This is a genomic window from Paucilactobacillus wasatchensis (assembly GCF_000876205.1).
Lineage (GTDB): Bacteria > Bacillota > Bacilli > Lactobacillales > Lactobacillaceae > Paucilactobacillus > Paucilactobacillus wasatchensis.
Genome location: NZ_AWTT01000071.1, coordinates 1 through 3,951 on the forward strand (window position 1 = coordinate 1; position 3,951 = coordinate 3,951).

A 3,951-nucleotide genomic window follows, 5' to 3' on the forward strand; every position below is an offset into this window, starting at 1 on the left:
CTTTTTATTGTTATGTTCCGGCTTCTGAACGCGGTTGTTACACACTCTGCGTTCGCAGCCTCTGACTCCTATCGTATAAGCAAAGAATCCCCTTATCAACTTCAAAATACGAAGTCGATAAAGGGATTCTTTGCTTCTACCACGGAGTCAAACCGTGGCTGCTCACGCTCTATTCAATTTCAATATGACTATCATTATCCACAGCCTTATCTAACTTTGGTAACACTAAGCTCAATACTCCATTTGTGTACTTAGCCGAAATCTTATCCTTGTTTACATCTGGTAGATGATATTGACGGCTTACTTGACCATATGTCCGCTCGCTGTGAACCATATTGCCTTTGTCGTCACTTTCATCACTGAAACTGCTCCGGTGACCCGTCACAGCCAGCATGTCATTAGCATAGTTTAAGTGAATATCTTTCTTATCAAATCCTGGTAAATCAATTTTTACTTGATAATCCTTGTCGGATTCTTTTACATCTGTTTTCATAGAGCCATTTTGGGGTGTCATCGATGAGAAAGTCTTACCTAGATTTGAGAAAACACCGTCGTTGAACCAATCATTCCAGTCTCCAAATAGATCGTTACGTCGATTTTGTAATTCGTTTGCCATATCTAAAACTTCCTTTCTTTTTTGTTCACTATCAATGATAGTCAGTTCGTCACAAAAATTCAAACATTTAGCACTCCAACACTGTGAGTGCTAAAAAAGCGACTATTAACCTTTATTCCGGTGGTATAATAATAACTACAATGACCCCGATATTTTTAGTTGTATATTACAGAAAGTAGGATTGACATGGCTAAAATCACAGCACAACAATTATATCAAATCATGTTTGATCACATGGGACCACAAGGATGGTGGCCCGGTGAATCGAAATTTGAAGTTGCTATTGGCGCAGTATTGGTACAAAACACCAACTGGAAAAACGTCGAATATTCACTCGATAATTTGCGGCGCACCACTTTTTTACAACCTCAAAAAATCCACGCACTGGCAGCAGAGCAATTACAGCCATTAATTCAACCCAGTGGCTTTTACAAAAACAAAGCACGTTGCCTCGTCGCCTTGTTTGATTGGTTAGCTGATTCTGAATTTAGCTGGGAAAAATTGGCTGAACAAAACACTGACCAATTGCGACCACAATTACTAGCATTACCCGGAATTGGTGCTGAGACGACGGATTCAATTTTGTTATATTGCCTAGACAAACCAGTTTTTATTGCCGATAGCTATACCCGCCGTATCTTCAATCAACTGGGCGTTACTAACTTTAACGGCTACTCTGATTTAAAAACAATGGTAGCACCCGAACTTAATTTAACTCTCACTCAATACCAAGAATATCACGGGTTACTTGATGACTTTGGCAAGCAATATCTAAAAAAATGGTCAAGTAGTTTTTTAGCTCCATATCAATTAATATTGCCTAGTCATTAAATGGTATAATAGAAGCAATTTAGTTAAGGAGCGTGAATAATTTGTCAGAAAATTTACTCGCTATGTCACCAATTAATGCAGATCAAGTCCATTTATTAACAGATTTAAATGTAAACGTCGTTACACCCCAAGATTTAAATAAGACCCTTGCCCCAGCTGACGTAACAATTTTATATGGCTGGAAACCTGATATTGGCAATCAATTGCTTAATACAACTAATTCGAAATTAAAATGGATTCACTCCATCACTGCTGGTGTTGATTCCTTGCCATTAGCAACTTTAGCTCAAAAAAATATTTTGTTAACCAATGCAAGTGGAATTCATGCCACTGCCATTAGTCAGTCCGTCATTGCATATATTTTACATTTTGTGCGGAGCTTAGATGTTGCTGGTAAAAACAAACAAGAGAAGTACTGGCAGCCTGCAACTGAAGCAGTTCCAAGTACCATCAGTGATTTCCAGTATGTTGTCTTTGGTACTGGGCATATTGGTCAGCAAATTGGGCGACTTTTACAGGCCTTAGGTGGCCATACAATTGGAGTCAATACTTCTGGTCATCCGGTTGAATACTTTGATGAAACCGTTGCGTTGAATCAACTTGACGATCGGGTATGGAAAGCCGATGTCATTATCAATGTACTGCCGTTGACGGATGAAACGCATCACTTCTATAATGCCGATTTTTTCAACCAATTAAAGAGCTTGTTTCTCTTTGTTAACGTTGGTCGCGGTCCCTCTGTTGATTCTGAAGCATTAATTAACAGCCTCAATGATGGTACGGTACGGCATGCTGCTTTAGATGTGTTCGAAACTGAGCCGTTAGCACAAACTAGTCCATTTTGGGAAATGGACAACGTGGTCATCACCCCACACAACACCGGGCTTGTCCGGCACTTCAAGAAGGCACAACTAGAATTATTTTTACCTAATTTGAAACAATTTCTGCTGGACAAAACGTTTAAATACAATCAAATTGACCTCTCCAAGGGTTATTAAATATAAGGGAGACTATTATGCATAACGAAGCGTTAGAACCTAAAATAACACTAAATAATGACGTCAAAATTCCCGTTCTTGGCCTAGGTGTCTGGAAAGCAAGTAATGTCGAAGCTGCAGATGCTGTTAGTTTAGCTATTTCACACGGCTATGTTTTAATTGACACCGCCAAACAATACGGTAACGAACAAGGCGTCGGTGATGGGATCCAGGATGGCTTAAAAGTCGCTGGTAAAAATCGTGACGATCTGTTCATTACCACTAAGGTTTACAGTGGCGATCAAGGTTACCAGGCTAGTATCGATGCAATTGACGGCCAGCTCGAACGACTACAAACCGACCATGTTGATCTATTATTAATGCATTGGCCTGTCACTGATATGTACAATGAAACATGGCGTGGCATGGAGGAAATTTACCGTTCTGGTAAGGCGCGAGCTATCGGCGTTTGCAACTTTGATGTGGAACGGCTTACCGATCTATTGGCCCAAGCATCGGTAACTCCGGCTGTCAATCAGATGGAATTTAATCCACTGATTCACCAGCAAGATGTATTTGAACTTTGCCAAGAAAACGGAATCCAAATTGAAGCGTGGTCACCGCTTGGTAATGGGAAGCTGCTCGGCCTGCCGTTGTTGCAAGAAATGGCTACTGCGCATAAAAAAGCTCCTGCCCAAGTAATTTTACGGTGGGAAGTACAATCAAACGTCATTGTCATTCCAAAATCAGTTCATGAGGATCGAATCGTAGAAAATGCGGATATTTTCGATTTTAGTTTAACTGATGATGAAATGAAACAAATCAACCAACTAAACGAAGAAAAACATTCCAGATGGTATGACGATTACCAGTGGTACGGTAATCCCGCGGGGGATCCAAATCGGATTATGAAAGCCTAGTGTGGTTTCAATCTCGGTCAGAAACAAGAATGTAACACATAAACAGGCAGCGCGGTCATGAGCTTTGACCACACTGCCTGTTTATGTGTTACACTCCGATCTCTGCGATTGAAAACACGTTTACTCCACAAAAATGTGAGATTAGATTAACTAGAAAAAATATGCTCACAAAAAAAAGCACTCGGTTCACTCCAACCAAGCACTTTATTTTATTTAAATTATCGAACCAAGTAGCCACCATCAACCGCCAACACATGGCCAGTAACGTAGTTGGAAGCTTCACTAGCCAAAAAGACTACCGAACCCATCAATTCATAAGTCTCAGCCCAGTGTCCAACTGGAATACGCCCCAAAATTTCATCATTACGTGCTTGGTCTGCGCGAATTGGTGCAGTATTAGCAGTTTTGATGTAACCTGGTGCAATGGCATTTACTTGAATGTTGTAAGCCCCTAACTCACTGGCAAACGATTTGGTTAAACCAGCAACCCCATGTTTAGAGGCGGTATATGACGGAATAAATTTTCCGCCCTGAAATGAAAGCATCGAGCCAATATTGATAATTTTACCACTCTTTTGCTTGGCGAACACTTTAGCAGCTGCCAACG

General features: G+C 40.6%; 5 protein-coding genes. 3 read left to right on the forward strand and 2 right to left on the reverse strand.

Going from position 1 to position 3,951, the window contains the following annotated elements; genetic code table 11:
* Positions 1–169: 169 nt before the first annotated feature.
* On the reverse strand, positions 170–616 hold the full coding sequence (locus tag WDC_RS08890) for an Hsp20/alpha crystallin family protein (RefSeq protein ID WP_044011513.1): 447 nt from the start codon (positions 614–616) through the stop codon (positions 170–172).
* Between the two features lie 186 nt (positions 617–802).
* On the opposite strand from WDC_RS08890, the gene WDC_RS08895 reads away from it, so the two are divergent.
* The 3 genes from WDC_RS08895 to WDC_RS08905 are packed head-to-tail and all read left to right on the forward strand — an operon-like array spanning position 803 to position 3,344.
* Positions 803–1,447 carry an endonuclease III domain-containing protein gene (locus tag WDC_RS08895; protein ID WP_044011510.1) on the forward strand — a complete coding sequence of 215 codons (645 nt, stop codon included), beginning with the start codon at positions 803–805 and terminating at the stop codon, positions 1,445–1,447.
* Positions 1,448–1,488: 41 nt separating this feature from the next.
* Positions 1,489–2,445, forward strand: coding sequence for an NAD(P)-dependent oxidoreductase (locus WDC_RS08900; protein ID WP_052497847.1), 957 nt, complete (start codon positions 1,489–1,491; stop codon positions 2,443–2,445).
* 17 nt (positions 2,446–2,462) lie between these two features.
* Positions 2,463–3,344, forward strand: coding sequence for an aldo/keto reductase (locus tag WDC_RS08905; RefSeq protein ID WP_044011511.1), 882 nt, complete (start codon positions 2,463–2,465; stop codon positions 3,342–3,344).
* 218 nt (positions 3,345–3,562) lie between these two features.
* Here WDC_RS08905 and WDC_RS08910 read toward each other — a convergent pair.
* Positions 3,563–3,951 (reverse strand): SDR family oxidoreductase (locus tag WDC_RS08910; protein ID WP_044011512.1); only part of this gene is annotated, 389 nt, incomplete at its 5' end.

Coding starts and splice junctions, on each gene's coding strand:
- WDC_RS08890 (WP_044011513.1), bottom strand. CDS start 616: ATGGCAAACGAATTACAAAATCGACGTAACGATCTATTTGGAGACTGG.
- WDC_RS08895 (WP_044011510.1), top strand. CDS start 803: ATGGCTAAAATCACAGCACAACAATTATATCAAATCATGTTTGATCAC.
- WDC_RS08905 (WP_044011511.1), top strand. CDS start 2,463: ATGCATAACGAAGCGTTAGAACCTAAAATAACACTAAATAATGACGTC.